Origin of the sequence: Nonomuraea sp. NPDC049637, from assembly GCF_040675235.1 — a bacterium.
Classification (GTDB): Bacteria; Actinomycetota; Actinomycetes; order Streptosporangiales; family Streptosporangiaceae; genus Nonomuraea.
In genome coordinates this window covers 124,978-150,904 of sequence record NZ_JBFAOM010000014.1, presented here as the reverse complement: position 1 = coordinate 150,904, position 25,927 = coordinate 124,978, and the positions used below count along the sequence as shown (strand labels likewise).

Here is a 25,927-nt window from a genome sequence, read left to right as displayed (position 1 = left end):
TGCACCAATGTCGTACTACGACGAGCACGACCAGGAACGATGGGTCCCGGAACCACCCGGCAACCCCGGCCGCGGTGCGTTCGAACGCGACCGCGCCCGCGTCCTGCACAGCGCCGCGCTGCGCAGGCTGGCGGCCAAGACCCAGGTCGTGGGCCCAGGCGAGACGCTCGGCGGCGGCCAGCACATCCCGCGCACCCGGCTGACCCACTCCCTCGAATGCGCCCAGGTCGGCAGGGAGATGGGCGCCACGCTCGGCGTCGACCCCGACCTGGTCGAGACCGCCTGCCTGGCCCACGACCTCGGCCATCCGCCGTTCGGGCACAACGGCGAGGTGGCGCTCAACGCGCTGGCCACCTCGTGCGGCGGCTTCGAGGGCAACGCCCAGAGCCTGCGCCTGCTCACCAGGCTGGAGGCCAAGGTCCTCACCGACGACGGCCGCAGCGCCGGCCTCAACCTCACCCGGGCCGCGCTCGACGCCGCCGTCAAATACCCCTGGACGTGCGAGAAGTCCCCCAAGTTCGGCGTCTACCACGACGACCTGCCGGTCTTCGAGTGGATCAGGGACGGCGCCCCGGAGGGCCGCGTGAGCTTCGAGGCCCAGATCATGGACTGGGCCGACGACGTCGCCTACTCCGTCCACGACCTGGAGGACGCCCTCCACTCCGGCCACGTCACCCCGGAGGCGCTCCAGTCGCCCGTGGAGCGCGGCGCCGTGGCCCGCGTCACCCGCGCCTGGTACGCGCCCGGCGCCGACCTCAACGAGCTGGAGGAGGTCTTCGCCAAGCTGATCGCCGACCCGCTGTGGCCGCGCCGCTTCGAGGCCACGCTCGCCGACCTGGCCGGCCTCAAGGCGCTCACCAGCGGCCTGATCGGCCGGTTCTGCCGCTCGGCCCAGACCGCCACCAAGGAGGTCCACGGCGCCCGCCACCGCGCCGACCTCGTCGTGCCGCGCGCCACGCTGCTGGAGTGCGCCCTGCTCAAGGGCGTCACCGCCCACTACGTGATGACCACCGAGGGCCACCACGCCAACCAGGCCAGGCAGCGCGAGCTGATCACCGAGCTGGCCTCGCTGATCACCCTCGGCGCCCCCGCCACCCTCGAACCCGCCTTCCGCCCCGCCTTCCTGGACGCCCCCGACGACGCCGCCCGGGTGCGCGTCGTGATCGACCAGATCGCCTCGCTCACCGACACCTCGGCCGTGGCCTGGCACCGGCGCCTGTCGAAGTGACGGCAGGCCGCCGGGGCCGGTGAAACCGCCCCCACGAGCGGCTTTGCGGACCTGCCTCGTCGGCGGATACTGCGCGCATGGCTACATATGTCATCGTCGGCGCGGGCCTTGCGGGAGCCAAGGCCGCGCAGACGTTGCGCGAGGAGGGCTTCGCCGGCGAGGTCGTGCTCGCCGGCGCGGAGAGCGAACGCCCGTACGAACGGCCGCCCCTGTCCAAGGAGTACCTGCGGGGCGGCGGCGAGCGGGAGAAGATCTACGTCCACGCCCCCGGCTGGTACGCCGACAACGACGTGGAGCTGCGGCTCGGCCTGCCCGTCACCCGCATCGAGCCCCGCAACCACGTCGTCAGGTTCGCCAACGGGTCCCGGCGGGCCTACGACAAGCTGCTGATCGCGACCGGGGCGACGCCGAGACGCCTGCCCGGCCCGGCCTACTACCTGCGCACCGTCGAGGACTGCGAGGCGCTCAGGCGGCGCTTCGCCGAGGGCGGCAGCGTCATCGTGGTCGGGGCGTCCTGGGTCGGGCTGGAGAGCGCGGCGGCGGCCCGCGCGGCGGGCTGCCCGGTCACCGTCGTCGAGCCCGAGCCCACCGCGCTCAACCGGGCGCTCGGCCCCGAGCTGGGCGCGGTGTTCGCCCGCCTGCACGCCCGCAACGGCGTTGACCTGCGCTTCGGCACCGCGGTCGCCGAGGTCACCGGCACCGGCGTGCGGCTCAGCACGGGGGAGCGGCTGACGGCCGACCTCGTGGTGGCCGGCATCGGCGTCGCGCCCGAGGTGGAACTGGCCCGCGACGCGGGCCTGGAGGTCCGGCACGGCATCCGCACCGACGCCTCCCTGCGCACCTCGCACCCCGACGTCTACGCCGCCGGCGACGCCGCCGAGCCCTTCCACCCCCTGTACGGCCGGCACGTCCGCGTCGAGCACCGGTCGGGCGCGCTCAAGGGCGGTCCGGCCGCCGCCCGCGCCATGCTCGGCCAGGACGTCGTCCACGACGACATCCCCTACCTCTACACCGACCAGTACGACCTGAGCATGGAGTTCACCGGCGACACCGGCGGCCACGACGAGATCGTCTGCCGAGGGTCGCTGGAGGACCTGCGGTTCGTCGCCTTCTGGCTGCGCGAGGGCCGGGTGGTCGCCGGCATGGGCGTCAACACCCGGGACGCCGTGCCGGAGATCCAGGAGCTGATCAGGTCGGGCGCCGTCATTGACCGAAAGGAGTTGACGACGGGTCCGCCGTGATCGGGTTGTCGTCCTTGGGCTGGGCGGTCCTGCGCGGCTTCCTGGGCTGCTTGGTGGCCTGCGGCACCTTCTTCGACGTGCACTGGACCGCGCACCGCGGCGTCTCGCCGAGTTTGCCGCGCAGCGCCAGCGTCTCCTTGCGGGGGGAGAGCGTGCGGTTGCCGGAGCGCCAGGCGTCCAGGTAGTCCCACGGCTCGACCATGCCCCGGCGCACCCACCAGTAGGCCGGGCCGGTCTTCCAGGAGATCGCGAAGTAGAGGTTGGAGCCGGCGTCGCGGGCGTTGCCCGACCTGCCCACCCGGCCGAGCAGCTGCCCGGCCTTCACCCGCACGCCGGGCCGTACCCCCTCGGCGACGGAGTCGAGGTGGCCGCCGAGGTAACGCACGCCGTCGTCGCCGATGATCGTGACGAACCGGCCCTCGCGGTCGGCGCCCTTGTCGGTGGAGGGCGCCCACCGGTTCTTGACGTTGACCTCGTCCACCACGCCGTCCACCGGCGCGACGAACGAGCAGCCCTGCGGGGCCCAGATCGTCGTCTTGGGCAGCACCAGCAGGCTGCGCTGGTAGGTCGTGCCGCAGCCCTTGACCGGGAACGTGTAGGTGAACTTCGACAGCTTGGGCGGCGGCACCTTGACCGGGTCGTCCCCCTTGGGCGGCCGCTCGGCCTGCTGCTCGCCCTCCTGGCCGGACGGGCCGGGCGAGGGGATGGTGGCGGTGACCGCCGGGGTGCCAGTGGGCGTCCCAGTGGACGTGCCCGTGGGCGGGGCCGTGGAGGGCGACTGGGCGCTGACGCCCGCCACCCCGGTCGCCTGGGCGCAGGCGCCGGTGAGCAGCACGGCGCCGGCCACAACCGCCCACCGCACGATATGCCCGGAATGCATAGTCTTCCTCACCCGTGTCACCGTTTCCACCGACAACCCTCACCTTTGTAGCCGACCACGGGACTCCGCATCACCAGTTTCCCGCTTTAGCAACCCAGAGGTGACGCGCGTCTTCCCCGGCCGTCGACAGCCCGTGCCACGCCGTTCACCGGCCGCGGCACACCCCGCGAGGGGCGGAACCGTCGGTGGGGCGGAATAGACTCACCGGCGTGGCTGGCCGGATCCGTGATGTCGACATCGCGCTCGTACGCGAGCGTTCCCCCATCGCCGACGTGATCGGCGAGCACATCCAGTTGCGCAACGCCGGAGGGGGCAACCTCAAGGGCCTGTGCCCCTTCCACGACGAGAAGAGCCCGTCCTTCAACGTCACCCCTGAGCGCGGAATGTACTTCTGCTTCGGGTGCTCAGAAGGCGGTGACGTGATCACGTTCGTGGAGAAGATCGAGCACCTGCCGTTCGGTGAGGCGGTCGAGCGGCTGGCCCAGCGGGCCGGCATCCAGCTCCAGTACGAGCAGGGCGGTTACGTCCCCAAGCGCGACCACGGCGAGCGGGCCCGGCTGATCGAGGCCCATCGGGTGGCTGCCGAGTTCTACGCCGAGAAGTTGTTCGGGCCCGACGCGGCCCCGGGGCGGCGGTTCCTGTCCGAGCGCGGGTTCGAGCGCGCCGACGCCGAGACGTTCGGCGTCGGCTACGCGCCGGCCGAGTGGGAGGCGCTGGCGCGCCACCTGATGGGGCGCGGGTTCACCGCCGACGAGCTGGTCAAGGGCGGCCTGGCCAAGGAGGGCAGGCGGGGGCCGATCGACCGGTTCCGAGGGCGGCTGATCTGGCCGATCAGGGACGCCACGGGTGACGTGATCGGATTCGGCGCCCGCAAGTTGCTCGATTCCGATGATGGTCCGAAATATCTGAATACGCCTGACTCGCCGCTTTACAAGAAGAGCCAGGTCCTTTATGGCATTGATCTCGCCAAACGAGAGATCAGCAAGCGCGCCCAGGCGGTGATCGTCGAGGGATACACCGACGTGATGGCCTGCCATCTGGCCGGAGTTCCGACCGCGGTGGCCACCTGCGGCACGTCGTTCGGCGAGGAGCACATCAAGATCCTGCGCCGGTTCCTGCTCGACCAGGCCGAGTTCCGCGGCGAGGTCATCTTCACCTTCGACGGCGACGCGGCCGGCCAGAAGGCGGCGCTGCGGGCCTTCGCCGACGAGCAGAAGTTCGTCACGCAGACCTACGTCGCGGTGCAGAGCGACGGCCTCGACCCGTGTGATCTGCGGATCAAGCAGGGCGACGCGGCGGTGCGCGACCTCATCGCGAGCCGCGAGCCGCTGTTCCAGTTCGCCATCAGGAGCACCATCTCCCGCTACGACCTGCGCAGCAACGAGGGCAAGATCGCCGCCCTCGACGCGGCGGCGCCCATCGTGGCCGGGATCAAGGACGTCGGCCTGCGCAAGCGCTACGCCATCGACCTCGACCGCTGGCTCGGCTTCATGGACGAGCGCTTCGTCATGCAGCGCATCGGCGAGGTGGCCAACACCCAGCAGGGCCGCCCCCAGCGCGCCCCCAAGGCGGCCCCGGTCGATCCGAGCGTGCGGGTGGAGGGCGAGCTGCTCAAGCTGGCCGTCCAGCGGCCGGCGCTGCTCGGGCCGCGCTTCGACGCCCTCGACCCGCAGGCGTTCACCGCGCCCGACCACGTCGCGCTGCACAAGGTCATCCAGGCCGCCGGCGGCGCCGGCTCGGCCGGTCACGGCGGCCGCGAGTGGGTCGACCGGCTGCTGGAGCACGCCCACGACGAGGCCACCAGGGCGCTCGTGACGAGGTTCGCGGTGGAGCCCGTCCAGGCCGACGCGCACGCCGAGGAGCGTTACGCGGGGGCCATGCTGGCGGCCATCGAGGCGATCGCGGTCGACCGGGCCATCGCCCAGGCCAAGTCCCGCATGCAGCGCCTCAACCCGGTGGAGCAGCAGCAGGAGTACAACAGGCTGTTCGGCGAGCTGGTGGCGCTGGAGCAGCAGCGCCGGGTGCTGCGCGAGCGCGCCGCGGGAAGCTGACCCCATTTGATAACAGTTCGGCAGCGGGGGCCGGCGGTGCACCAGGGGGTGTGCGGGGAATCGCGGCCGGTCCGCGCTGCCGTCATGGGCCGGCTCGGGCGTCTTCCGGGCAGCGGAAGAGAAACGTCCGGCAGGCGGACGTCGCCGGACGTGGGTTTCCAGACCGCGTAATTGACTTTTCTTTCCTGATCAAACTCGGGCCAAACCTTTACTCGATCTCAATTCGGTAATGCTGATCGTCTTACCTTCCGCAACAAAAATGGGTCTGCCATTTGATGGAACCAATACTGCAGACTGTCTCCCGTGGGTGCATCGGTGCTGCCAAGCGGGCCGCCATCGGTAGATCAGGTGGCGGACCTCGTCGCGAAGGGAAGGGAGCGCGGAAGCGTAACCGTCGATGACGTCGCCGCCGCGCTTGACCGATCCGAGCTGCCGTCCGACGCGCTGGAACGCGTCGTGCGGATGCTCGCAGAGAACGGCGTGGAGGTCCTCGAGCCCCAGGGCGACGAGGAGTCCACCCGCGCCGATGAGGAGGACGTAGGCAAGCGGGCGCCGACCAGCGATCTCGTCCGTATCTATCTGCGGGAGATCGGCCGCGTCCCCCTGCTGACCGCCGAGGAGGAGGTGGAGCTCGCCAAGTCGATCGAAGCCGGCCTGTTCGCCGAGGACAAGCTGGCCAACGGGGTCTCGCGTCTGGCCTTCCCGGAGTTCAGGGAGCTCGTCTGGCAGGGCACCAGGGCCAAGCAGCGGCTGATCGAGGCCAACCTCAGGCTCGTGGTGTCGATCGCCAAGCGGTACGTGGGCCGCGGCATGTTGTTCCTCGACCTGATCCAGGAAGGCAACCTCGGGCTCATCCGGGCGGTCGAGAAGTTCGACTACACGAAGGGCTACAAGTTCTCCACCTACGCCACCTGGTGGATCAGGCAGGCGATCACCCGGGCGATCGCCGACCAGGCGCGCACCATCCGCATTCCGGTGCACATGGTGGAGACCATCAACAAGCTCGTCAGAGTGCAGCGTCAGCTCCACCAGGACCTCGGCCGCGAGCCCATCCCCGAGGAGATCGCCAAGGAGATGGACCTCCCGGTCGACCGCGTGGTGGAGATCCAGCGCATCGCCCAGGAGCCGGTGTCCCTGCAGTCGCCGATCGGCGAGGAGGACTCCGACCTCGGTGACTTCATCGAGGACGCCGACGCCGTCGTGCCCATGGAGGCGGCCGCCTTCATCATGCTGCAGGACCAGCTCGACGACATCCTGGCCACGCTGTCCGACCGCGAGCAGCGCATCATCCAGCTCCGCTTCGGCCTGGCCGACGGGCATCCGCGCACGCTGGAGGAGGTGGGCAGGGAGTTCGGCGTGACGCGCGAGCGCATCCGGCAGATCGAGTCGAAGACCCTGGCCAAGCTCCGCCACCCGACGCGCGCGCAGATGCTCAGGGACTACCTGGACTGACCCTTCGACCCCGCGACGGGCCCGGCGAGCGTGCCGGGCCCGTCCGCATGCCGGGCGGCGGGCTCAGGAGCAGCCCTCGAACTGCGGCACGGCGATGTTGGTCAGGTTCAGGCCCGCCTTGCTGAACCACTTGTGCAGCAGCTGGCTCGCGGTGCCGTCCTGGTACATGTCGATGATCGCGCGGTTCACCGCCTCGCAGCCCGGCACGTCGTCCTTGTGCAGGCCCACCCCGCTTCGCTGCTCGTTGAACTGGGCGTTGGCCAGCCGCAGCCCCGAGCCGTCCTGGTCGGCCAGGCCGGCCAGGATCACGTCGTTGGTGGTGACGGCGTCCACCTGCCGGCTCTTCAGCGCGCTCAGGCACGACGCGTAGTCCTTGAACGGCACCAGCTTGGCCGCCACGCTGCGTTCCTCCACGACCCGCTCGGCGGCGTTCGAGCCCTCCACCGCGCAGATCCGGCGGCCCTTCAGCTGCCGGACGTTGTCCACCTTGTCGTCCGGCCGCGTCAGGATGTCCTGGTAGGAGATGTGGTACGGCCCCGCGAACAGCACCTTCGCCTTACGGTCCATGCTGATCGTGTACGTCGCCACCACCATGTCGGCCCGCCCCTGGATCAGCACCTTCTCCCGGTCGCCCGCCAGCACGGGGATCAGCTTGAACTTCTTGCCCAGCCGCTTGGCCACGTAGCGTGCGACGTCGACGTCGAAGCCCGCGAAGGTGCCGTCCGGCCGGCGGAAGCCCACCGACGGCAGGTCGGAGCGGACGGCGATGACGATGGTGTCCTTGTCGAGGATCGACTCCCGGCCCCCGGTGCCGCAGGCCGCGGCGGCCACCGCGGTCAGGGCCAGGGCCGCTACCAGCGTGCGCTTCAACGGTACTCCTTGAGTCTCGGCCACACCCCGGCGATCATCAGCAGCCCGATCCCGGCGATCGCGAACGGCAGCAGCCGCCACAGGTTGTCCAGCGCGTTCCGGCCGGCGTCGATGGACTGGTCGAAGGTGCGCTCGTGCCGTTCGGCCAGGGCCACCAGGGCCCGGTCGTAGGCGTCGAACGCGGCGGTGACCGGCCCGAGCTTGGCGGTCACGGCCTCGGCGGTCCTGCCGTCCAGCGCCAGTGCCCGGAAAGAGGTGTCGGCCTGCTGGAAGGCCCGGTAGGCGTCCAGCACGCGGGTGCCCTCCGGGCCGGTCAGCTCGGGCCCCAGCATGCCGCGGGCCGCTCCGGCGTCGGCGGCCACCTTCGCGTGGTACTGCGTGAGGTTGCCGGACTCGAAGTAGACGACCGACTGCGACTTGTCCAGGAACGTGTGCTCGTAGGTGTCGGCGCGGTCCTTGTCGAGCAGGTACCGGCTCTGGTCGCCCTGCATGCTGTTGCTGATCGCGCGGGCCTTGGCCAGCGTCAGGACCGAGTCGAAGCCCTGTGTCTTGGCCGTGCGCAGGTCCGTCTGGTCCTGGCCGAGCACGTTCACGCCGAGGATCAGCGAGACCGCGGTGGCCAGCGTGGCGACCAGCAGCGCCGGGCCGAACACCCGGCGGAACCGCCGGGCCAGGTAGATCTGGAGCCAGATCAGGCAGCCCAGCGCGAGCAGCCCGGCCAGCAGCACCGCGGAGCGCAGCAGCGGGACCATGGCGTTCTTGTCGTCGTAGGTGCGGCGGACGATCGTGCCGCTCTCCAGGGTCAGGTTGTAGGCCTGCGGCAGCAGCACCAGCCGCATCAGGTCGGTGGCCTGCCGGTAGGTGCCCACGACGTTGTCCGGCGGCGCGCCGGGCGCGTGCCGGGACTGCTCGTTCAGCAGCAGCGCCTGCCCGGCGAGCCGTTCGTAGCGGCCGAGGCCGTCGAGCACCGACTGCACGGTCCGCCGCTCGGCGGCGTTGTCGCCGGCCAGCTCGAACGCCTTCAGCAGCGCCTGGTCGGCCTCCGTGCGCCGCCGCTCGTACCGGTCGACGGCCTCGCGGCGCTGCTGGCCGTACTGGTCGCCCATGACCAGCGCGTTGGCCACCTGGGCGTCCATGTCGCTGAGCGCCAGGTAGAGCCCGGCGGTGGCGACGACCTGCGGCCCGGCGTCGCGGCCGATGACCTGCAGCCCGTCGCCGGCGGTCAGGCTGCCCACCCCGAGCGCCGCGAACAGCAGCGCGAGGGCCGCCACGGTGACGCCGGAGATGACGCGGATGCGGCCGGGCACGCTGTGGCGCGGCAGGGGGGCGGGGGCGCCCGCCGGGACGAGGGCGCCCGGGTTCTGCACCAGGGTCACGGTGTGCCCTCCCTGATGGTGATGACGGTCCAGGCGCCCAGGTGGATCCGGTCGCCGGGACCGACCCGGACGGGCGTGTTGATCTCCACGGTCCTGCCGTTGACCTGGGTGCCGTTGGCCGAGCCCGGGTCCACCAGCGTCCAGGTGCCGTCGGGCTGGGCCAGCAGCACGGCGTGCAGGTGCGACACGCCCGGGTCCTCGGGCGGGCCGGTCAGGTCGATCTCCGGCGCCAGGTTCCTGGCCCTGCTGCGCCGTCCGATGCGCACCTGCTCGCCGACCAGCCCGAACGAGCGCTCGGGACAGTACGGCGGGAAGGCCATGCGCGCCGCGTCCGGACCGCCCTCGGCGACCACCTTCTCGTAGTAGGTGCGGTCGGCGGCGGCGACGGCCTCCCACCGCGCCCCCCGCACCGGGAGCGGCACGCCGCCCCCGCTGCCGGTGAAGTCGTGCCCGCACACCTCGCAGAACTGCCCGGCGCGCGGCGTCTGGCAGACCGGGCAGGCGTCGTCGCCTCCGGCGGTGGCCGCCGCCGGCTGGGGCTGGGGCGCGGCGGGCGTCCCGCTCATCTGCGCGCCGCAGACGTCGCAGTAGTCGTCGGAGCCGGAGTCGTGCCCCTGCGGACAGGTCGCCATCAGCCCTCGCCCTTACGCAGCCGGCTGGTGCGGACGGAACCGGTGTCCAGCTCGATCTCGTCGGCCTTGTCCACGTTCCTGCGCAGCCGGGCCGTGCCGGTCGCGGGATCGACCTCCACGACCTTCTCCAGCAGCCGGGCGGTGTCCTCGCGGCCCGACTCCGCGGCCAGTTCCCTGGCCTTGGCCAGGCGGGCGGTCGCGGCCTCCACGTCCCCGGCGGCGCGGGCGCTGAGGCCGTCCTGGATGAGCTCGTGCAGCTCGGCCTGGCCGGTGTAGTGGGCGACCTTCCGGTTGATCTGGGTGGACTGCGCCAGGTCGTCGGTCCACTGGGCCAGCACGTTGCCGCTGGCCACGACGTCCCCCGTGTCGGGGCGCACCAGCTTCACCCAGCCCGCCCTGATCTCCTGGCCGATCTGGCCCGGCGGCACCTCGACGCACAGGTGGTACTCGCGTTCCTCCTGGCCCCACGAGCCGGTCGGGTAGTCGCCGGTCAGCGGGTTGACGTCGGTGCGCTTGCCGGTCAGGTCGAGCAGCGTGGGGGAGACCTGCTTGACGAACTTCAGCTTGGCCGTCTGCGGCACCCACACCCGCAGCGACAGGTCCGCCACGGTCTTGCTCATCGACGTCTGCGTCACCCGGCGGAAGAACTCGGCCAGATCGCTCTGGTTCCGTACGAACTCGAACGAGCCGAGCATCGCCTCGGCGACCTTCCGCAGCTCGGCGGGCACCCAGTCGTCGCCCACGCCCAGGCTGTCGCAGACGAACTTGCCGCTCCACCCCTGCAGCACGGCCCCGAACACCTCGGGACGCTCGTTGTTCTGCCCGTCGGTCATCAGCAGCGCGTGCCTGATCGCGTTCGGGTAGCCGCTCAGCAGATGCCCGGCCAGCTTCAGCCACTCGCCGATGGCCGTGCCGCCGTGCGCGAGCAGCCTGCTGATCGCCCGCTCGGCCTCGGCGCGGGTGGCGGGCGTGGCCCTGACCAGGTTGGCGTTGCCGCCGGGGTAGACGACCCTGGCCCTCTCGGTCCCGGCGATCACCGCGAAGTGCACGCCGTCGCGCAGCGCGTGCACGGCCGCCGCCGCGGCCTGCCGGGCCTCGCGGATCTTGCCGCCGCTCATCGAGCCGGAGGTGTCGACGATGATGACCTCGGCCGCCTCGGTGGGCGCGGCCTGGGCGAAGCCGCCGCCGGAGGAGGCCACGGTGAGGATCGCGTGCACCTCCCGGGCGTCGGTGGACAGGTACTTGTTCTGGTCGATGTTCAGCGTGAACGTGGGCTGGTCACCCATGCGTTTCTCCTAGGGGGATGAGAACGATCGTCACGTTGTCCTGGCCGCCGGCGGCCAGGGCGTGGCGCAGCATCTCGCGGGCCATGTCGAGGGGGGTTCCCGTCTGCGGGAACCGGTAGCCGTCCAGGTAGCGCCACAGCCCGTCGCTGCACACCAGCAGCAGGCCGGGCGCCCCCGGGGCGAGCGTGCGCACATGCAGCGACACCTCGCCGGAATCCGCGCCGAGCCACGCGGTGATCTCGCCGGTCGGGACCACGTCGTCCTCGGTCAGCAGCACGCCCTGCCCGGGGGCCTCGCCGGGCAGCCAGTACGCCCGCGTGTCGCCCGCCCAGCTCAGCGTGATCCCGCCGGGGCCGGCGACCGCGGCGACGTAGGTGCAGGCGGGGGCGTCGTCCACGGAGGTCGCCAGGGCGGTCACCGCCTTTCCGGCCAGCTCGAACGCCTCCTGCGCGGAGGCCCCCCTGGCCAGGGCGGCGCCCGCGGTCTCCACCGCCGCGGCCGAGGCCGCGTCGGCCCGCGGCGAGCTGCCCACGCCGTCGCACACCACCGTGATCACGGCGTCGCCGGTGGTCAGCAGCGCCATGGCGTCCTCGTTGCGGGCGCGTCGCAGCCCCTTGTCGGTCACGGCGGCGGCACCGCCGTCCAGGACGATCTCGGCGTGGTCGCGGCCGGTGGGCTGGCGGGCGCCGCACCGTTCGCAGTAGCCCTCCGCGTCCACCGCGGCCGCGCCGCAGGAGGTGCAGACCGGCGCGCCGAGCGCGTGCCCGCACCGCTCGCAGTAGACGTCCCCCTGGACGACGGGGGACGCGCACATCGGGCAGCTCTGGGAGGTCGGTACGGGTTCGGTCACAGCCACGTCCTCGGTCGTACGGCGTTCGCCTGGTCGATGAGCGCGTGGCGTTCATGGCGGGAGCCGGCCGCCACCGCGAGCTTCCGGTAGATCGACTCCAGCCGCCTGCGCAGCCCCGGTTCGGTGAAGTCGGCCTCGGCCAGCTTCGTCCGGGGCGGCGCGGGGTTGTGGTCCAGCCAGGCCAGCGCGCAGCGCAGCAGCTCGGCGGTGAGCAGGTCGCGGCGGCGCGGGTCGAGGTCGGCCAGGCTGGCCAGCCGTCCGGCCGCGCCGACCAGGTCGGCGGCGGACACCGTGCTCAGGTCGGTCCGGCGGAACACCGAGGCGGCCAGCGCCACCTGCGCCGCCACCCGGTAGCTGGAGGTGGGCGGCACCTCGTCCAGCACGTCGACGCGGCCCGTCCTGGCCAGCCCGAACGCGGCGCTGACGTAGGAGTGGTCGGTCCGCCAGACGGCGTTGTACCAGTGGGCCGACTGCCGGCCGGCGCACTCCAGCGCGAACGCCAGCGCCAGCTTGGGCGCGAGCTCGCCGGGCAGCGCCGACACGCACGCGTCGAACATCGTCGCCGCGGTGTCCGGCTGGCGCCCGGCCAGCGCGTGCACCCCGCGGTACCAGGTCGTCCGCCAGTCGCCGGGGAGCAACCGGTCCAGCTCCGTCAGCGCGTGCGGCGTCTCGGCCGCGCCCGCCTCGGCCAGCAGCCTGGCCCGCATGAGCCGGGTCTCGGGCGTCGGCGGCATCGCCGAGAGCTGGTCGAACAGCTCCTTGCCGTCGAACCCGAGCAGGCCCGCCAGCGCGCCCGCCGCCGGGTCGAGCGGATCGACGTGCGGCACCGGCAGCTCGACCGCGACCACGGCCGGGTCGAGCGGCCCGAACACCTCCTGGCGCGATGCCGACAATGCCGTCCCCACGGCGGAGCGCTCGGGCCCGAACAGGGTCGAGGGCGCCGGGAACGGCACGCCCTCCTCGGCCGCGCTGATCTCCCGCAGCACCCCGACGAGCTGCTCCTCCATCTCCCACGCGCTCTGGAACCGGTCGGCGGGGTCGGGCGCGGTGGCCCTGCGCAGCAGCCGCGCGAACGACTCGTGCCCGCAGTCCTGCGGCAGCGGGCTGGCCACGCCGCCCTTGGCCGGGCTCCAGGACGGGATCGTCAGCACCGCCAGGGTCCTGGCCACGGTGTAGAGGTCGGAGGCCACGGACGAGGGATGGGTGTCCAGCTCGGGCGCGTGGTAGCCGACCGTCGCCCAGGACGTGCCGGGCGGCGAGCCGACCGGCTGGACGGCGCCCAGGTCGATCAGCTTGAGCCGCCGGCCGACCCGGATCACGTTGGCCGGCTTGAGGTCGCAGTAGACCAGGCCGTTCTCGTGCAGGTAGCCGAACGCGTGCAGGATCTCGCGGCCGTAGATCAGCGCCTCGCGCAGCGGCAGCGGGCCCTGGCGGCGCAGCTCGTGCAGGGACTGGCCGCCGACGTACTCCATGACGATGTAGCCGAGGCCGCCGGAGAGCTGGAAGTTGAGGATCTTGACGATGTTCGGGTGGTCGACCGTGGTGAGGAACTTGCGTTCGGCCTCGGCGGCCGCCAGCGCCTCGGCGTCGTTGGTGTTGAGCAGGCCCTTGAGCACGACCCAGCGGCCGTCCAGGTTCTCGTCGGCGGCCAGGTAGATCCAGCCGAGACCGCCGTGCGCCAGGCAGCCGAGCACCCGGTACTGCCCGGCCACCATGTCGTCCTTGGCCAGCTTCGGGGTGAAGGAGTACGGCGTGCGGCAGTGCGGGCAGAACCCCTCCGTCAGCCCGGGACGGCCCTGCCGGGACCGGCCCACCGGCTCCCCGCAGGCCGGGTTGGCGCAGAACCGCTTCTCCTCCGGCACCTGCGGATCGGCCATCACGGCCGTCGCCGGATCCCGGTACGGCACGGACGGCAGGTCGGCGATGCCGCCCAGCACCCCGGCCCGCGACCTGCCGCTGCTGCTCACCGGCGAGGTCAGCGACCGGCTCACCGGCTGGGTGTTCACCGGCCCCGAAAGCGGCCCCGAAAGCGGGCCCGAGGCCGACGCCGGGGCCGACGCCTGCTGGGGGACGGACACCGCCGGGGGCGCCGCGCCCGCCGCGTTGCCGCACAGGTCGCAGTAGCCGTCCTCGATGGTGCCGGTGCAGCCCGGCTGCGCGCAGCGGGTCATGGCTTACCTCCGTGTATCGCGCGCTGGTAGGTCTCGACCGCGGCCGCCGCCTCGGTCAGGTCGCAGGGAGCGCTCCACAGCAGGGATCGGGCCCGCTCGAAGCACGCGGCGGCGTGGGGGTCCTCGGCCATGCCCTTGCGCACCGCCATGGCCTGGCAGGCGCCGAGCCGGCCGCGTAACTCGTCACGCCTGCCGACCAGGCCGTACAGGGCCTTGGCGGTGGCCCGCGCCCGGTCGGCCGCCTTCTCCGCCTCGCTCTCCACGTTCGCCAGCCGCCTGGCCCGCACCACCCAGGTGTCGGCCGATGCGTCGAGCGCGGCCAGCTCGCCGGTCAGCTCCTCGACCCGGCTGCGCGGGCGGGCCTGCGGCGGCAGGGCGATCTTGACCACGACCGCGCCGTGGGCCAGCCTGGCCTCGCTCTCGGCCGCGCGTACCCGGTCGAGGGCGGCCACCAGGTCCTCGCGGCGCCTGGCGTACTCGCGCTTGACCACGATCGCCTGGTCGACCTCCGCGCGGGCCTCGGCCAGCGCGCGGGCGACCCCGCCGAGGTCGGGGCCCACGCCCGCGCCGAGCGGGTCGGCGAGGAGGGCCGCGCGCATCCGCCGCAGCTCCGCCTCCTGTGCCTCCAGGCCGACGCCCTCGCCCAGCTCCCGCTCCAGGTCGCGGATCTCGCGCAGGGCGCGGTCGGCGTCGTCGAGCCGGGGCAGGACGGCGTTCCACACGGCGTCGATGTCGTTGAGCGCCGAGGTGACCTCGCGGAAGGCGCCGTCCATGCGGGCGACCGTCTCGTCGAGGGTCAGCCGCTCGTCGGCCTCCGGCAGCAGCGAGCGCTGCTCGACGGGCTTGGCCGCGGCCCGCAGCACGACGGACGTGCCCGACAGCAGCCGGGTCAGCTCGTCGAGCTGCTCGGCGCCGAGCTTCGCGCGCGCGGCCCTGACCTGCTCGGCGTCGCGCAGCACGGCCCGGTAGGCGTCGTTCAGCAGCCACAGCCGGGTCAGCGCGGCCTGGACGGCGGCCCAGCGCTGCGCCGTCACCCCGTCCAGCGTGGCGCCCTTGAGCAGCTGGTACGTGGTGTGGGATTCGAGATCGAGCAGGTCGCCGGAGATCCGGTCGCGTTCGTCGGCCCGAGCGCGCAGCGCGTACTCGGCGCCTTCCCTGCTCATGGGTGGTCCCAGACTCATCACGCTCCCCGTGAAGAGGGCCCCCGATGCCCCGTGTCCTACCGGCTCAACGGGAGTCTTGACCGGTTGGTTCCAAAGGGTAGGGGTGACCCTGACTTGTCCCTGATTCAACCCTCGGTCACCTGCAAACGGCTTAAAGGATCTCCTACGGTGGAGACATGGCACGCATCCTTCTGATCATCGCCGCGATCATCGTCGCACTGCTTCTCGTCGGCCCGCTCGTGGGTTTCGTCTTCACGCTTCTCAAGTGGGCTCTCATCATCGGCGCCGTCGTCCTCGGTGTCACGTTCGTCGCGAAGTGGGCCAAGAGGCCGTAGCTTCCGACCGCTTCCCAAGGCATAGTGAGTGAATGGAGGCGCGGCCGGCGGTTGACGATGCCGCGCTCGGGCGCGAGGCGCTGGCCGTGCTCGAGGCGAACTGGACGGGCAGCGGCACCGTGCCCGCGCCGGGTCTCTACCCGCACCAGTGGAGCTGGGACTCCGCGTTCGTCGTCATCGGCCTGGCCAGGCACCGCCCGGAGCGCGCCCGGGAAGAGCTGCTCAGCCTGCTGAGCGGCCAGTGGGCGACCGGCATGGTGCCCCACATCGTCTTCCACACCCGCGAGGCCTACTTCCCCGGGCCGTCGGTCTGGCGCTCGCAGGAGCACGCCTCCGCGCCCAGGGTCTACACCTCCGGGCTCACCTCCCCGCCGCTGCAGGCGCTGGCGCTGCGTTGGCTCTACCGGCACACCGGCGACGTGGCCTTCGTCCGGCGCACGTTCCCGCTGCTCGTCGCCCAGCACCACTACCTCGCCTCGGCCCGCGACCTCGGCGGCGCCGGGCTGGCGGCGATCGTCCATCCCTGGGAGTCGGGCATGGACGACAGCCCGGCCTGGGACCAGCCGCTCGCCGCGCTGCCCGCCATCGGCTACGGCTACCGCAACGTCGAGCTGGCCGAACGCCACCCCGACAGCGACCACGACCGCTACGTCTGGCTGGCCATGCGTTACCGCGACGCCGGCTACCGCGCCGAGTACCTGCGCGACGAGCACCCCTTCGCGGTCGAGGATCCGATGTTCAACGGGATCTGGCTCGCCTCCTGCCAGGCGCTGGCCGAGCTGGCGCCGGTGGCGGGGGCCGACCCCGCCCCCCACGCCGAACAGGCCGAACGCATCAGGCAGGCCATGCTCGACCGGCTGTGGGACGGCTGCTTCTACCCCCTCGACCTGCGCTCCGGCCGGCTGATCAAGGTCTGCACGGTGGGCGCGTTCGGGCCGCTGCTCGATCCCGGGCTGCCCAGCGACCACCTGCACGCCTGCGTCGAGGTGCTGGAGTCGGCCCGGTTCATGGGCGCGACCGGCTACCCGGTGCCGAGCTGCGAGATCCGCGCCGCCCAGTTCGACCGCACCCGCTACTGGCGCGGGCCGTCCTGGGTGAACACCAACTGGCTGTTACGCCGGGCCGCCGCCGTCCACTCGCTCGACCAGCTCGGCCGGCAGCTCGCCAACGGCACCCTGCGGCTCGTCCGGCAGGCCGGGTTCCGCGAGTGCTTCGACCCGTTCGACGGCAGCGGGCGCGGGTGCAGGGACTTCTCCTGGAGCGCGGCGCTCACCCTCGACCTGCTCGCCGATACCGTGGAGATATGAGCATTCTTCGCCGCCTGCCCGCCGACGTGCGCCGATCCCTGGACACCCGGCCGGGGGAGCGGGTGCTGACGTTCACCGAGACCTCCGACGGTCACCTGGTGGCCACCAACCTCGCCCTGTTCCTGTCCGACGGGACGCGGGTGCCGTACGAGGAGATCGACAAGGCGTCCTGGGACGACGAGGGGCTGCGGGTCGTCACCACCGGCGGCGCCCGCCACTTCGAGCGCGTCGCCGAACCGCGGATGCTGCCCGAGACCGTGCGCGAGCGGGTGAACTCCACCATCGTGGTCAACAAGCGGGTCAGCCTGCCGGGGCGCGGCGGCGTCCGGCTGGTGGCCAGGCGTCCGCCGGGCGGCGAGGTGCTGGGCTGGACGCTCGTCTTCGACGACGGGCTCGATCCGACGGACCCGGGCCTGCGCGCCCAGGCCGAACAGGCCCTGGAAGGCGTCCGGCGCAGCATGGGCGTGTGAGGAATCACACGTCCGTGCCGCGCCGGATCTCGGGGCTGGATCTTCAGGGCCGGATCTCGGACCGGGCCGTCAGTAGGGAATGCCGGTCTCGCGGGACTTCCGTTCCGCGAGATCCTCCTCCTCGGGCCAGCCGCTGCCGGACCTGTGGTGACCGTCGGAGCCGAGGAACGGGATCTTCTCCTGAAGCGTCCCGCCCACCTTCTCCCTGGCCGCCCCGGCCAGCCTCGACGCCTGCGCGCCGACCACCCCCGCGGCCTCCTGGACCCTCGGGCTGTCGGCCACACGCTGGGCCGCCCGCTTGATCTGTTCGTACCGCTCGCGGCCCGCCCTGCTGCCGAGCACGTAACCGACAGCCAGACCGACTGCAAATGTCATTCGATAACGCATCTTGCACCTCCGCTGTCTCCCGGCCTACCCCAGTTGCGATGCGACACGCACTCCAGGAGTGCGCTAATCTATTCCTGCGCACGACGGAAGGGCCCAACAAGCCCGACCAGCAGGGCGAACGTTCGATCCCGCGTAGCTCAACGGCAGAGCAGCCGGCTGTTAACCGGCAGGTTATAGGTTCGAGTCCTATCGCGGGAGCTGCAGCCAGACAAGAGTTTGGCAGATCAGGCCCTCTCACCGAGACCGGTGGGAGGGCCTGATGCGTTCTCCGGGGGCGCTCGAAGAGTCGCGGATCGCCGAGGATCCGAAGCCCTGAGCGATCAGGGTGCATCGCCGCGAGGTCGACGCGGGCATGTCGTGAAAAGAGAGGGATTCACGCGTTGTAGTGGGTGAGTTACTGATTCTGGCGTTACGGGGACAACAGGCGTTCGCGGGGGGAAGATGGGCGAGTCGGCCGGGTGCGGCCGGCAGCCGCGGGAAGTCGTGACGGGGGCGTGGAGAGGGCGCCGCCGGCAGGACGTGCCGCCGACCCGGAATCGGCGGGGCGCTCCGCTGAGCGAAATGTTGGTTGCCGCGTGCGTACCTGGATCAGGTCACTGCGTCCCTTCGATGTGCAAGCCGTGCACGCGCTGTTCGAGCGCACCACGGACCTCCGCGAGGCGGAGCGTTTCATCAGGCTCTTCCACGCCGAGAACCCCGCCGCCGGCGGCCTGGCCGCCCGGCTGCGCGACGTCGCCAGAGACGTCGCCCGCCACGGCACCTACGTCCACACCTTCGAGGAGCTGGAGTTCGGCGCCCGGGTCGCCTGGCGCAACAGCGGCCGGTGCATCGGACGCCTGTACTGGCGTTCGCTGAAGGTGCGCGACCGGCGGGAGGTGACGACGGCCGAGGGCGTCGCGGTGGAGTGCGTGGCGCACCTGCGCGAGGCGACGGGGGAGGGGCGCATCAGGCCCACCGTCACCGTCTTCGCCCCGGACACCCCGGCCATGCCGGGCCCGCGGGTGTTCAACGACCAGCTCGTCCGCTACGCAGGGCACCGGCTGAACGGCGGCGGCGTCCTCGGCGACCCGCGCAACGCCGAGCTCACCGACCTGGCCAAGGAACTGGGCTGGCGCGGCGGGCCGGGCCGGTTCGACGTGCTGCCGCTGGTCGTCCGGGCCGGGCTCGGCGACCCGCTGGTGTGCAACCTGCCGGGCGACGCCGTGCTGGAGGTGCCGCTGCTGCATCCCGAGTACGCGTGGTTCGCGGAGCTGGGGCTGCGCTGGCACGCCGTGCCGGTCATCTCGGACATGTGCCTGGAGATCGGGGGCGTCTGCTACCCGTGCGCGCCGTTCAACGGCTGGTACATGGGCACCGAGATCGGGGTGCGCAACCTGGCCGACGCCGACCGGTACGACCTGCTTCCCGAAGTGGCCGAGCACCTCGGCCTGGACACCTCCACCGAGCGCTCGCTCTGGCGCGACCACGCGCTGGTCGAGCTCAACGTGGCGGTGCTGCACTCGTTCGAACGGGCGGGGGTGACGATCACCGACCACCACACCGAGTCCCGGCGCTTCCTGACCCACCTGGAACGCGAGGAGCGCGCCGGACGGCGCTGCCCGGCCGACTGGTCGTGGATCGTGCCGCCGCTGTCGGGCGGCGCGACCCCGGTCTTCCACCGCTACTACGACACCTGCGAGCTGACCCCCGCCTACGTGCACCGCCACCCCGCCCGCTGATGCGCTTGCCAGCCCCGCCCAGAACATGGTTCGGTTAGCGCATGGCGGAACTCGTGCTCTCATCGTCGGACCGGGGCGTGCTCACGCTGACCTTCAACCGTCCCGACACGCTCAACGCCTGGACGGACGCCATGGGCAGGCGCTACTTCGACCTGCTGGCCGAGGCCGAGAAGGACCCCGACGTCCGGGCGATCGTGGTGACCGGCGCCGGCAAGGGCTTCTGCGCCGGGGCCGACTTCAAGACGCTCGCCGCCATCCAGACCGGCTCCTACGACGAGACCCCCGACCCCCGACCCAACACCTTCCCCACGACCATCGGCAAGCCGATCATCGCCGCGGTCAACGGCGCCTGCGCCGGGCTCGGCATGGTGCACGCGCTCGTCTGCGACCTGGTCTTCACGGCCGAGGAGGCCAAGTGGACGACCGCCTTCCCGCGCCGCGGCCTGGTCGCCGAGTACGGCCTGTCCTGGGTGCTGCCGCGGGTCATGGGCCAGCAGCGGGCCATGGACGTCCTGCTGTCCGGCCGGGTGTTCAACGGGCGGGAGGCGTACGAGCTGGGGCTGGCCAACCGCGCGGTGCCGGGGGAGTCGCTGCTGGCGCAGGCCCAGGAGTACGCCAGGGAGCTGGCCGTGCACAGCTCGCCGGCGTCCATGGCGGTGATCAAGCGGCAGGTGTGGCAGGACTGGGACGTCACCCTGGAGGAGTCGGCCAGGAAGGCCGTCCACGAGATGCTGGCCTCCTTCGGGCGGCCCGACTTCGCCGAGGGCGTCGCCAGCTTCCTGGAGCGCCGCCCGCCGGACTTCCCGGCGCTGTGAAACCGCAGGCCGGAGGGGGTACGGGCGGAGCGCGCCGAGGTTAGACGGCGATCGCGGCCGGGTAGGGCTGGACGTGTCCGAAGGGTCCCAGGCCGGGGCGTGGGGGGACGTCCAGCGGGGGGCACGGTCGGGGGGCGCGGTGCAGGCTTTCGTCATGAGGGAGATCGGCCGGGTCGGTTTCATGGACAAACCGGTGCCGCAGCCGGGGCCGCGCGACGCCGTCGTCCGCACCACCACCGCCCTCATCTGCACCTCCGACTCCCACACCGTCCAGGGCGGCATCGGGCCGCGCACCGACCTCACGCTCGGGCACGAGGGCGTCGGCGTGGTGCACGAGGTGGGCGAGGAGGTGCGGGACTTCCGGCCGGGCGACCGCGTCCTGGTGGGGGCCATCACCCCCGACTGGGGCGACCTCGCCTGCCAGGACGGTCACCCGTCGCAGTCGGGCGGCCCGCTCGGCGGGTTCAAGTTCGCCAACTCCAAGGACGGCGTCTTCGCCGAGTACTTCCACGTCAACGAGGCCGACGCCAACATGGCGAAGATCCCCGCCGGGGTGCCGGACGAGACGGCCGTCTACTGCGCGGACATGCTCTCGACCGGCTTCATGGGCGCCGAGAACGGCGACATCCCCATCGGCGGGACGGTCGCCGTGCTGGCCCAGGGCCCGGTGGGCCTGATGGCCACCGCGGGCGCCCGGCTGCGCGGCGCCGGCCTGGTCATCGGGGTCGAGTCGGTGCCCCGCCGACAGCGACTGGCCCGCGACTTCGGCGCCGACGAGATCGTCGACTTCAGCGCCGAGGACGTCGTCGAGGGCGTGCTCCGCCGGACCGGCGGACAGGGCGTGGACACCGCCATCGAGGCGCTCGGCGCGGACGCCACCTTCCAGACCGCGATCAGAATCATCAAGCCGGGCGGGACGGTCTCCAACACCGGCTACTACGGCCAGGGCGAGTTCGTCCGCATCCCGCGCGTCGAGTGGGGCGTCGGCATGGCCGAGAAGAAGATCACGACCGGCCTGTGCCCGGGCGGGCGGCTGCGCATGGAACGCCTGCTGCGCCTCCTGGAGGGCGGCCGGGTCGATCCCACGCCGCTGACCACCCACACGTTCCCGTTCGCGGAGATGGAACGCGCCTTCGAGATCTCGGACAAGAAGCTCGACGACGTGGTGAAGGTGATGATCACCTTCCGGTGAGTACCTCGGAGGAGAACGCCGGATGCTCGACCTCGATCCACCCTTCCGCCCGGTCCGCCACCGGGAGGGCTACCCGCCCCTGGAGGACCTCGGGCTCATCGGCGACGGCACGACGGCGGCGCTGGTCGCCCTCGACGGTTCGATCCCGTGGTTGTGCCTGCCGCGCTTCGACAGCGACCCGCTGCTGTGCGGCCTGCTCGACCGCGAGCGCGGCGGCTGCTTCACGCTGACGACCGACGACCTGCGCGAGGCCAGGCAGTACTACGTGCCGGACACCGCCGTGCTGGTCACCGAGCTGCGCGGCCCGTCCGGCGTGGTGCGGATCACCGACGCGCTGGTCCTGCGCGCCGGCGCCGACCTCAGCGACGACGCCGGCGGCGGAAGGGGCGAGCTGGTCAGGTCCGCGGTCGTCCTGGCGGGGGACGTGCGCCTGCGGGCGGAGCTGGCGCCGCGCGGCGGCGGGCAGGTCCGGGTGCTCGGCAGCGGCCTGGAGGTGCGCGCGTCCCGCCGTCCTGACCTGCGGCTGCACCTGCGGTCCGACCGGCCGCTGACGGGGCTGCGCACCGTGCACGACCTCCGGGAGGGCGAGCGCCTCGACCTGGTGTTGTCGTGGGGGCGCATCCACCGTCACCACCGGTTCGACCCCGAGGCGATGGTGCGGCAGACCGCCGACGCCTGGCGGCGCTGGATGGGCGCGTGCACCTACCGGGGCCCGCAGGAGGCGCTGGTCCGGCGTTCGGTGATCACGCTGAAGCTGTGCGACGACTGGGTGAACGGCTCGCTGGTCGCGGCGCCGACGTCCTCGTTGCCCGCGCCCGTCGGCGGGGTGCGCAACTGGGACTACCGCTACACCTGGATCCGCGACGCCGCCTACGCCGTCTTCGCGCTGCGCCGCGTCGGCTTCGCGGAGGAGGCCGACGGCTTCCTCGGCTGGGTGCTCGACGCCTTCGAGCAGAGCGGCCAGCCGCGGATCATGTACACGCTGCGCGGCGACCCCGTACCTGAGGAGGTCGTCGACGCCGACCTGGAGGGCTACCGGCGCTCGGCGCCGGTGCGGTGGGGCAACGGCGCGGCCGACCAGCGCCAGCACGACGTCTACGGCGAGGTGCTCGACTGCGCCGACCAGTGGCTGCTGCCCGGCCGCGACCTGCAGCCCGCGCTGTGGTCGGGGCTGTCGGCGCTGGCCGAGGCCGCCGCGAACACCTGGCGGCAGCCCGACCAGGGCATCTGGGAGGTACGCAGCCAGGGCCGGGTCTTCACCTACTCGGCGGGCATGTGCCAGGTGGCGCTCGACCGGGCCGCGGCCATCGGCGAACGGCTGGGCCTGGACGGTCCGATCGCCAGGTGGCGCGCCACCGCCGAGGAGCTGCGCCGGCTGATCCTGGAGCAGGCGTGGGACGAGGAGGCGCAGTGCCTGAGCGAGCACCTCGACGGCGGCGGCGGCCTGGACGCCAGCCTGCTCGCGCTGCCGCTGCGCAAGGTCGTGCCGGCCGACGACCCGCGGATGACGGCGACCACCGCCGCCGTCGCCGAACGCCTGTCCGCCGGTGACGGCCTGCTCTACCGCTACCTGCACGACCAGTCGCCGGACGGCCTGCCCGGCGACGAGGGCGCCTTCCTGCTGTGCAGCTTCTGGCTGGTGGACAACCTCGTCCTGCAGGGTCACCGGGCCCGCGCCGAGGAGCTGTACGCCTCCCTGTGCGCCCGCGCCAGCCCGCTCGGCCTGCTCCCGGAGCAGATCGACCCGGCCACGGGCGCGTTCGCGGGCAACTACCCGCAGGCGTTCAGCCACATCGGGGTGATCGCCAGCGGGGTCAACCTGGCGCGGGCGGGAGCGGCCCGCACGCCCTGACCGGCGTCAGGCCAGGCGGTGGGCGCCCTTGGCGGCGGTGGCGGCCAGGAAGCGGGGGGCCTGGAAGCCGCGCTCGGCGTAGGCGGCCGTGACCGACTCGCGCACGCCGTCGAGGCGGTCGTCCGGGACGAGGGCGATGGCCGAGCCGCCGAAGCCGCCGCCCGTCATCCTGGCGCCGCGGGCCCCGCCGCGGAAGGCGGCCTCCACGGCCACGTCGAGCTCCGGCGAGGAGACCTCGTACTGGTCGCGCAGCGACAGGTGGGAGGCGTTGAGCAGGGCGCCGATCTCGGTGACCTTGCCCGCGCGCAGCAGGCCGACCAGGGCCTCGACGCGGTGGTTCTCGGTGACGACGTGCATGACGCGCTTGCGCTCGTCGCCCTGGAGCCGGTCGAGGGCCGCGGCCAGGTCGGTGACGTCGCGCAGGGACGCCACTCCCAGCTTGCGGGCCGCGGACTCGCACTCGGCGCGGCGCTTGGCGTACTCGCCGCCGGCGTGCTCGTGGTGGACCTGGGTGTCGATGATGAGGATGCTCAGGCCCTCGGCGGCCAGGTCGAGGGGGATCCTCCTGGAGCCGAGCGAGCGGCAGTCGAGGAACAGCGCGTGGCCCTCCTCGCACAGCGCCGAGGCGGCCTGGTCCATGATGCCGCACGGCATGCCGACGAAGTCGTTCTCGGCCCGCTGGCTGAGCAGCGCGATCTCCATCGGCGTCAGGCCGAGCCCGTGGACGTCGTTCAGCGCGGAGGCGACGGCCACCTCCAGCGCGGCGCTGGAGCTGAGGCCCGCGCCCTGGGGCACGTCGCCGTCGATCGCGATGTCCGCGCCGGCGACCCGGTCGCCGAGCATGGCCAGCACGCCCACGGCGTAGCGGGCCCAGCCGGTGGCATCCTCCCTGGCCGGCAGCTCGATCGGGCCGCCGGAGGACTGGAGGGACAGCAGCCGGATGGTCTGGTCGGCGCGCGGGGTGACGGCGGCGCTCACGCCCCACGGCACCGCGAAGGGCAGGACGAAACCGTCGTTGTAGTCGGTGTGCTCGCCGATCAGGTTGACCCGGCCGGGCGCGCGCCAGACCGTGCGGGGATCGGCACCGAAGGCGGCACGAAAAGCTTCAGCAACGCGCATAATCCAACACTCCTCAACAAAGGCCCGACCGTAGACTAGCGCCATGGAGGAGCTCCTGGATCCAGCGCTCGGCCAGGTCCGGGTGTTCCTGATGCACGACGACAACAAGCGGCGCAAGCTCAAGTACAACCTGGGCCATCGGCGGCTGCTCACCTTCGGCGGGGCGTACTCCCATCACATCAGGGCCGTGGCCGAGGCCGGAAGGCTGCACGGCATCGAGACGATCGGGGTGATCAGGGGCGAGGAGCACCTGCCGCTCAACCCCACGCTCGCCTTCGCCGCCTCCTGCGGGATGACCCTCACCTACCTCGACCGCGCCACCTACCGGCTCAAGCACACGCCCGAGGTGCAGGCGCGGCTGCGGGAGCGGTGGGGCGACGTCGCGATCCTGCCCGAGGGCGGCAGCAACGCCGCGGCCGTGCGCGGCTGCGCTGAGCTCCCGCCCGAGATCGACGTCGACTACGACGTCGTCTGCTGCCCGGTCGGCACCGGCGGCACGCTGGCCGGCATCTCGGCCGGGCTGCCCGAGGGCAGGCGGGCGCTGGGCTTCGCGGTGCTCAAGGGGGCCGGCTTCCTGGCCGGAGAGGTGGCCCGGCTCCAGCGGGAGGCCTACGGCCGCACCTGGACGAACTGGTCGCTCGACCTCGACCACCACTTCGGCGGCTACGCCCGCTCGACCCCCGACCTCGACCGGTTCGCCGCCGAGCACCGGGTCGAGGGTGTCTACGTGGCCAAGATGCTCTACGGCGTGCTCGACCTGGCCCGGCGGGGGGCGTTCGCGCCGGGCACCCGCGTCGTGGCCGTGCTGACCGGTCAGCCCTCGACGTCCGTGGCCGCGTGCGGGGCGCCGACCGGCTTCGACTCGGGCGAGCCGCGCTGACGCAGGTAGACCGACAGCACCACCATCGACAACACGGCCAGCAGCTCCGACTGCCAGTTCTGCAGGCTGCGGTTCCAGAACTCGGCGGAGGTCACGTACTGGCCCCACGAGACGGGGTCGCGCAGGTCGGCGAGCCGTCCGGAGTTGTAGGCCGCCTGGCCCGCCACCGACTGGGCCAGCCACGACAACACGAAGATGGCCCCCATCACCAGCCCGAGCGAGTTGCTGAACAGCCACAGCCGGGCGCCGCGGGCCCTGGCCCAGGCGGGGGACTGGCTGCCGGCGTGCGCGCCGACCTGCTGCTCCTCGTCGGACTCGGCCCCGGCGTCCTCCACCTTCTTCGACTCGGGGGAGCCCTTCTGGACGAGCCAGACGGTCAGCATGATGTACAGGAAGAACTGCAGGTACTCCGACTGCCAGTTCTCGGCCACGTCCACGGCGAAGTCGGAGGAGGTGACGTACTCGGCGAACGACACCGGGTCGGCGCCCTGAACCAGCTGCAGGTCGTTGAACTGCAGCATGCCCGCCACCGCCTGGCCGCCGAGCGCCAGCAGGAACATGACCAGGAAGGCCAGCGAGAGGGAGTTCTCCTTCAACCACTTCACAACCGCGCCCACCCTATGGCCAGGAACCAGGCCAGCCCCGCCACGAT

23 protein-coding genes and 1 tRNA gene are annotated in these 25,927 nt (G+C 72.3%); 13 read left to right on the top strand and 11 right to left on the bottom strand.

The window, feature by feature from the left end; all coding sequences use genetic code 11:
* The first annotated feature begins 7 nt into the window (after positions 1–7).
* A complete protein-coding gene (locus tag AB0J71_RS21250; RefSeq protein WP_364415632.1) occupies positions 8–1,228 on the top strand; it encodes a deoxyguanosinetriphosphate triphosphohydrolase in 1,221 nt (406 codons plus the stop codon).
* Between the two features lie 77 nt (positions 1,229–1,305).
* The gene (locus tag AB0J71_RS21245; protein ID WP_364415630.1) at positions 1,306–2,469 is read left to right on the top strand and encodes an FAD-dependent oxidoreductase; all 1,164 of its coding nucleotides are present in this window, start codon (positions 1,306–1,308) and stop codon (positions 2,467–2,469) included.
* Here AB0J71_RS21245 and AB0J71_RS21240 read toward each other — a convergent pair.
* Positions 2,432–3,349, bottom strand: a complete 918-nt coding sequence (locus AB0J71_RS21240; RefSeq protein ID WP_352318917.1) for a M23 family metallopeptidase — start codon at positions 3,347–3,349, stop codon at positions 2,432–2,434. The two genes, AB0J71_RS21245 and AB0J71_RS21240, sit on opposite strands and share 38 nt — an antisense overlap.
* Positions 3,350–3,558: 209 nt before the next feature.
* Here AB0J71_RS21240 and dnaG point away from each other — a divergent pair, with 209 nt between their 5' ends.
* Both dnaG and rpoD read left to right on the top strand, forming a co-directional pair.
* The gene (dnaG, locus tag AB0J71_RS21235; RefSeq protein ID WP_352318915.1) at positions 3,559–5,400 is read left to right on the top strand and encodes a DNA primase; all 1,842 of its coding nucleotides are present in this window, start codon (positions 3,559–3,561) and stop codon (positions 5,398–5,400) included.
* A 315-nt stretch (positions 5,401–5,715) separates the two neighbouring features.
* Complete coding sequence (rpoD, locus tag AB0J71_RS21230; protein ID WP_043627522.1) at positions 5,716–6,852, top strand: RNA polymerase sigma factor RpoD; 1,137 nt, start codon at positions 5,716–5,718, stop codon at positions 6,850–6,852.
* 63 nt (positions 6,853–6,915) lie between these two features.
* Here rpoD and AB0J71_RS21225 read toward each other — a convergent pair whose 3' ends face one another.
* The 7 genes from AB0J71_RS21225 to AB0J71_RS21195 are packed head-to-tail and all read right to left on the bottom strand — an operon-like array spanning position 6,916 to position 15,200.
* The gene (locus tag AB0J71_RS21225) at positions 6,916–7,722 is read right to left on the bottom strand and encodes a transporter substrate-binding domain-containing protein (RefSeq protein ID WP_352318913.1); all 807 of its coding nucleotides are present in this window, start codon (positions 7,720–7,722) and stop codon (positions 6,916–6,918) included.
* Positions 7,719–9,098, bottom strand: a complete 1,380-nt coding sequence (locus AB0J71_RS21220; RefSeq protein ID WP_352318911.1) for a hypothetical protein — start codon at positions 9,096–9,098, stop codon at positions 7,719–7,721. Before AB0J71_RS21220 ends, AB0J71_RS21225 begins: the two co-directional genes overlap by 4 nt.
* The gene (locus AB0J71_RS21215; RefSeq protein WP_364415628.1) at positions 9,095–9,730 is read right to left on the bottom strand and encodes an FHA domain-containing protein; all 636 of its coding nucleotides are present in this window, start codon (positions 9,728–9,730) and stop codon (positions 9,095–9,097) included. The genes AB0J71_RS21220 and AB0J71_RS21215 overlap by 4 nt, the downstream gene beginning before the upstream one ends.
* On the bottom strand, positions 9,730–11,016 hold the full coding sequence (locus AB0J71_RS21210; protein ID WP_352318907.1) for a VWA domain-containing protein: 1,287 nt from the start codon (positions 11,014–11,016) through the stop codon (positions 9,730–9,732). Before AB0J71_RS21210 ends, AB0J71_RS21215 begins: the two co-directional genes overlap by 1 nt.
* The gene (locus AB0J71_RS21205; protein ID WP_364415625.1) at positions 11,009–11,866 is read right to left on the bottom strand and encodes a protein phosphatase 2C domain-containing protein; all 858 of its coding nucleotides are present in this window, start codon (positions 11,864–11,866) and stop codon (positions 11,009–11,011) included. Before AB0J71_RS21205 ends, AB0J71_RS21210 begins: the two co-directional genes overlap by 8 nt.
* Positions 11,863–14,037, bottom strand: a complete 2,175-nt coding sequence (locus AB0J71_RS21200; protein ID WP_364415623.1) for a tetratricopeptide repeat protein — start codon at positions 14,035–14,037, stop codon at positions 11,863–11,865. Before AB0J71_RS21200 ends, AB0J71_RS21205 begins: the two co-directional genes overlap by 4 nt.
* Positions 14,034–15,200 carry a hypothetical protein gene (locus AB0J71_RS21195; protein WP_364415621.1) on the bottom strand — a complete coding sequence of 389 codons (1,167 nt, stop codon included), beginning with the start codon at positions 15,198–15,200 and terminating at the stop codon, positions 14,034–14,036. The genes AB0J71_RS21200 and AB0J71_RS21195 overlap by 4 nt, the downstream gene beginning before the upstream one ends.
* 176 nt (positions 15,201–15,376) lie before the next feature.
* Here AB0J71_RS21195 and AB0J71_RS21190 point away from each other — a divergent pair, with 176 nt between their 5' ends.
* The 3 genes from AB0J71_RS21190 to AB0J71_RS21180 are packed head-to-tail and all read left to right on the top strand — an operon-like array spanning position 15,377 to position 17,312.
* Positions 15,377–15,535 carry a hypothetical protein gene (locus tag AB0J71_RS21190; protein ID WP_352318900.1) on the top strand — a complete coding sequence of 53 codons (159 nt, stop codon included), beginning with the start codon at positions 15,377–15,379 and terminating at the stop codon, positions 15,533–15,535.
* 32 nt (positions 15,536–15,567) lie between these two features.
* Positions 15,568–16,842 (top strand): hypothetical protein, encoded by a 1,275-nt coding sequence (locus AB0J71_RS21185; RefSeq protein ID WP_352318898.1) that lies wholly within the window; start codon positions 15,568–15,570, stop codon positions 16,840–16,842.
* Positions 16,839–17,312 carry a hypothetical protein gene (locus AB0J71_RS21180; RefSeq protein WP_364415619.1) on the top strand — a complete coding sequence of 158 codons (474 nt, stop codon included), beginning with the start codon at positions 16,839–16,841 and terminating at the stop codon, positions 17,310–17,312. The genes AB0J71_RS21185 and AB0J71_RS21180 overlap by 4 nt, the downstream gene beginning before the upstream one ends.
* Before the next feature lie 69 nt (positions 17,313–17,381).
* On the opposite strand, the gene AB0J71_RS21175 is transcribed toward AB0J71_RS21180, so the two are convergent.
* Positions 17,382–17,699 carry a YtxH domain-containing protein gene (locus AB0J71_RS21175; protein ID WP_352318894.1) on the bottom strand — a complete coding sequence of 106 codons (318 nt, stop codon included), beginning with the start codon at positions 17,697–17,699 and terminating at the stop codon, positions 17,382–17,384.
* Positions 17,700–17,825: 126 nt separating this feature from the next.
* Between AB0J71_RS21175 and AB0J71_RS21170 the strand changes: the two genes are divergently transcribed.
* The 5 genes from AB0J71_RS21170 (at position 17,826) to AB0J71_RS21150 (ending at position 23,276) form a co-directional block, all read left to right on the top strand.
* Positions 17,826–17,897 (top strand) — tRNA-Asn (locus AB0J71_RS21170).
* Positions 17,898–18,319: 422 nt separating this feature from the next.
* Complete coding sequence (locus AB0J71_RS21165; RefSeq protein WP_364415617.1) at positions 18,320–19,417, top strand: nitric oxide synthase oxygenase; 1,098 nt, start codon at positions 18,320–18,322, stop codon at positions 19,415–19,417.
* Positions 19,418–19,458: 41 nt separating this feature from the next.
* A complete protein-coding gene (locus tag AB0J71_RS21160) occupies positions 19,459–20,232 on the top strand; it encodes an enoyl-CoA hydratase-related protein (protein WP_352318890.1) in 774 nt (257 codons plus the stop codon).
* 154 nt (positions 20,233–20,386) lie between these two features.
* The gene (locus AB0J71_RS21155; RefSeq protein WP_364415615.1) at positions 20,387–21,424 is read left to right on the top strand and encodes a zinc-binding dehydrogenase; all 1,038 of its coding nucleotides are present in this window, start codon (positions 20,387–20,389) and stop codon (positions 21,422–21,424) included.
* 22 nt (positions 21,425–21,446) lie between these two features.
* A complete protein-coding gene (locus AB0J71_RS21150; RefSeq protein WP_364415613.1) occupies positions 21,447–23,276 on the top strand; it encodes a glycoside hydrolase family 15 protein in 1,830 nt (609 codons plus the stop codon).
* 6 nt (positions 23,277–23,282) lie between these two features.
* Here the strand turns inward: AB0J71_RS21150 and galK are convergent, their stop codons facing one another.
* Positions 23,283–24,395 carry a galactokinase gene (galK, locus tag AB0J71_RS21145; RefSeq protein WP_352318885.1) on the bottom strand — a complete coding sequence of 371 codons (1,113 nt, stop codon included), beginning with the start codon at positions 24,393–24,395 and terminating at the stop codon, positions 23,283–23,285.
* Positions 24,396–24,438: 43 nt separating this feature from the next.
* Between galK and AB0J71_RS21140 the strand changes: the two genes are divergently transcribed.
* Complete coding sequence (locus tag AB0J71_RS21140) at positions 24,439–25,275, top strand: pyridoxal-phosphate dependent enzyme (RefSeq protein ID WP_352318883.1); 837 nt, start codon at positions 24,439–24,441, stop codon at positions 25,273–25,275.
* On the opposite strand, the gene AB0J71_RS21135 is transcribed toward AB0J71_RS21140, so the two are convergent.
* Positions 25,209–25,880, bottom strand: coding sequence for a DUF6766 family protein (locus tag AB0J71_RS21135; protein ID WP_352318881.1), 672 nt, complete (start codon positions 25,878–25,880; stop codon positions 25,209–25,211). The genes AB0J71_RS21140 and AB0J71_RS21135 overlap by 67 nt on opposite strands.
* Between the last annotated feature and the right edge of the window lie 47 nt (positions 25,881–25,927).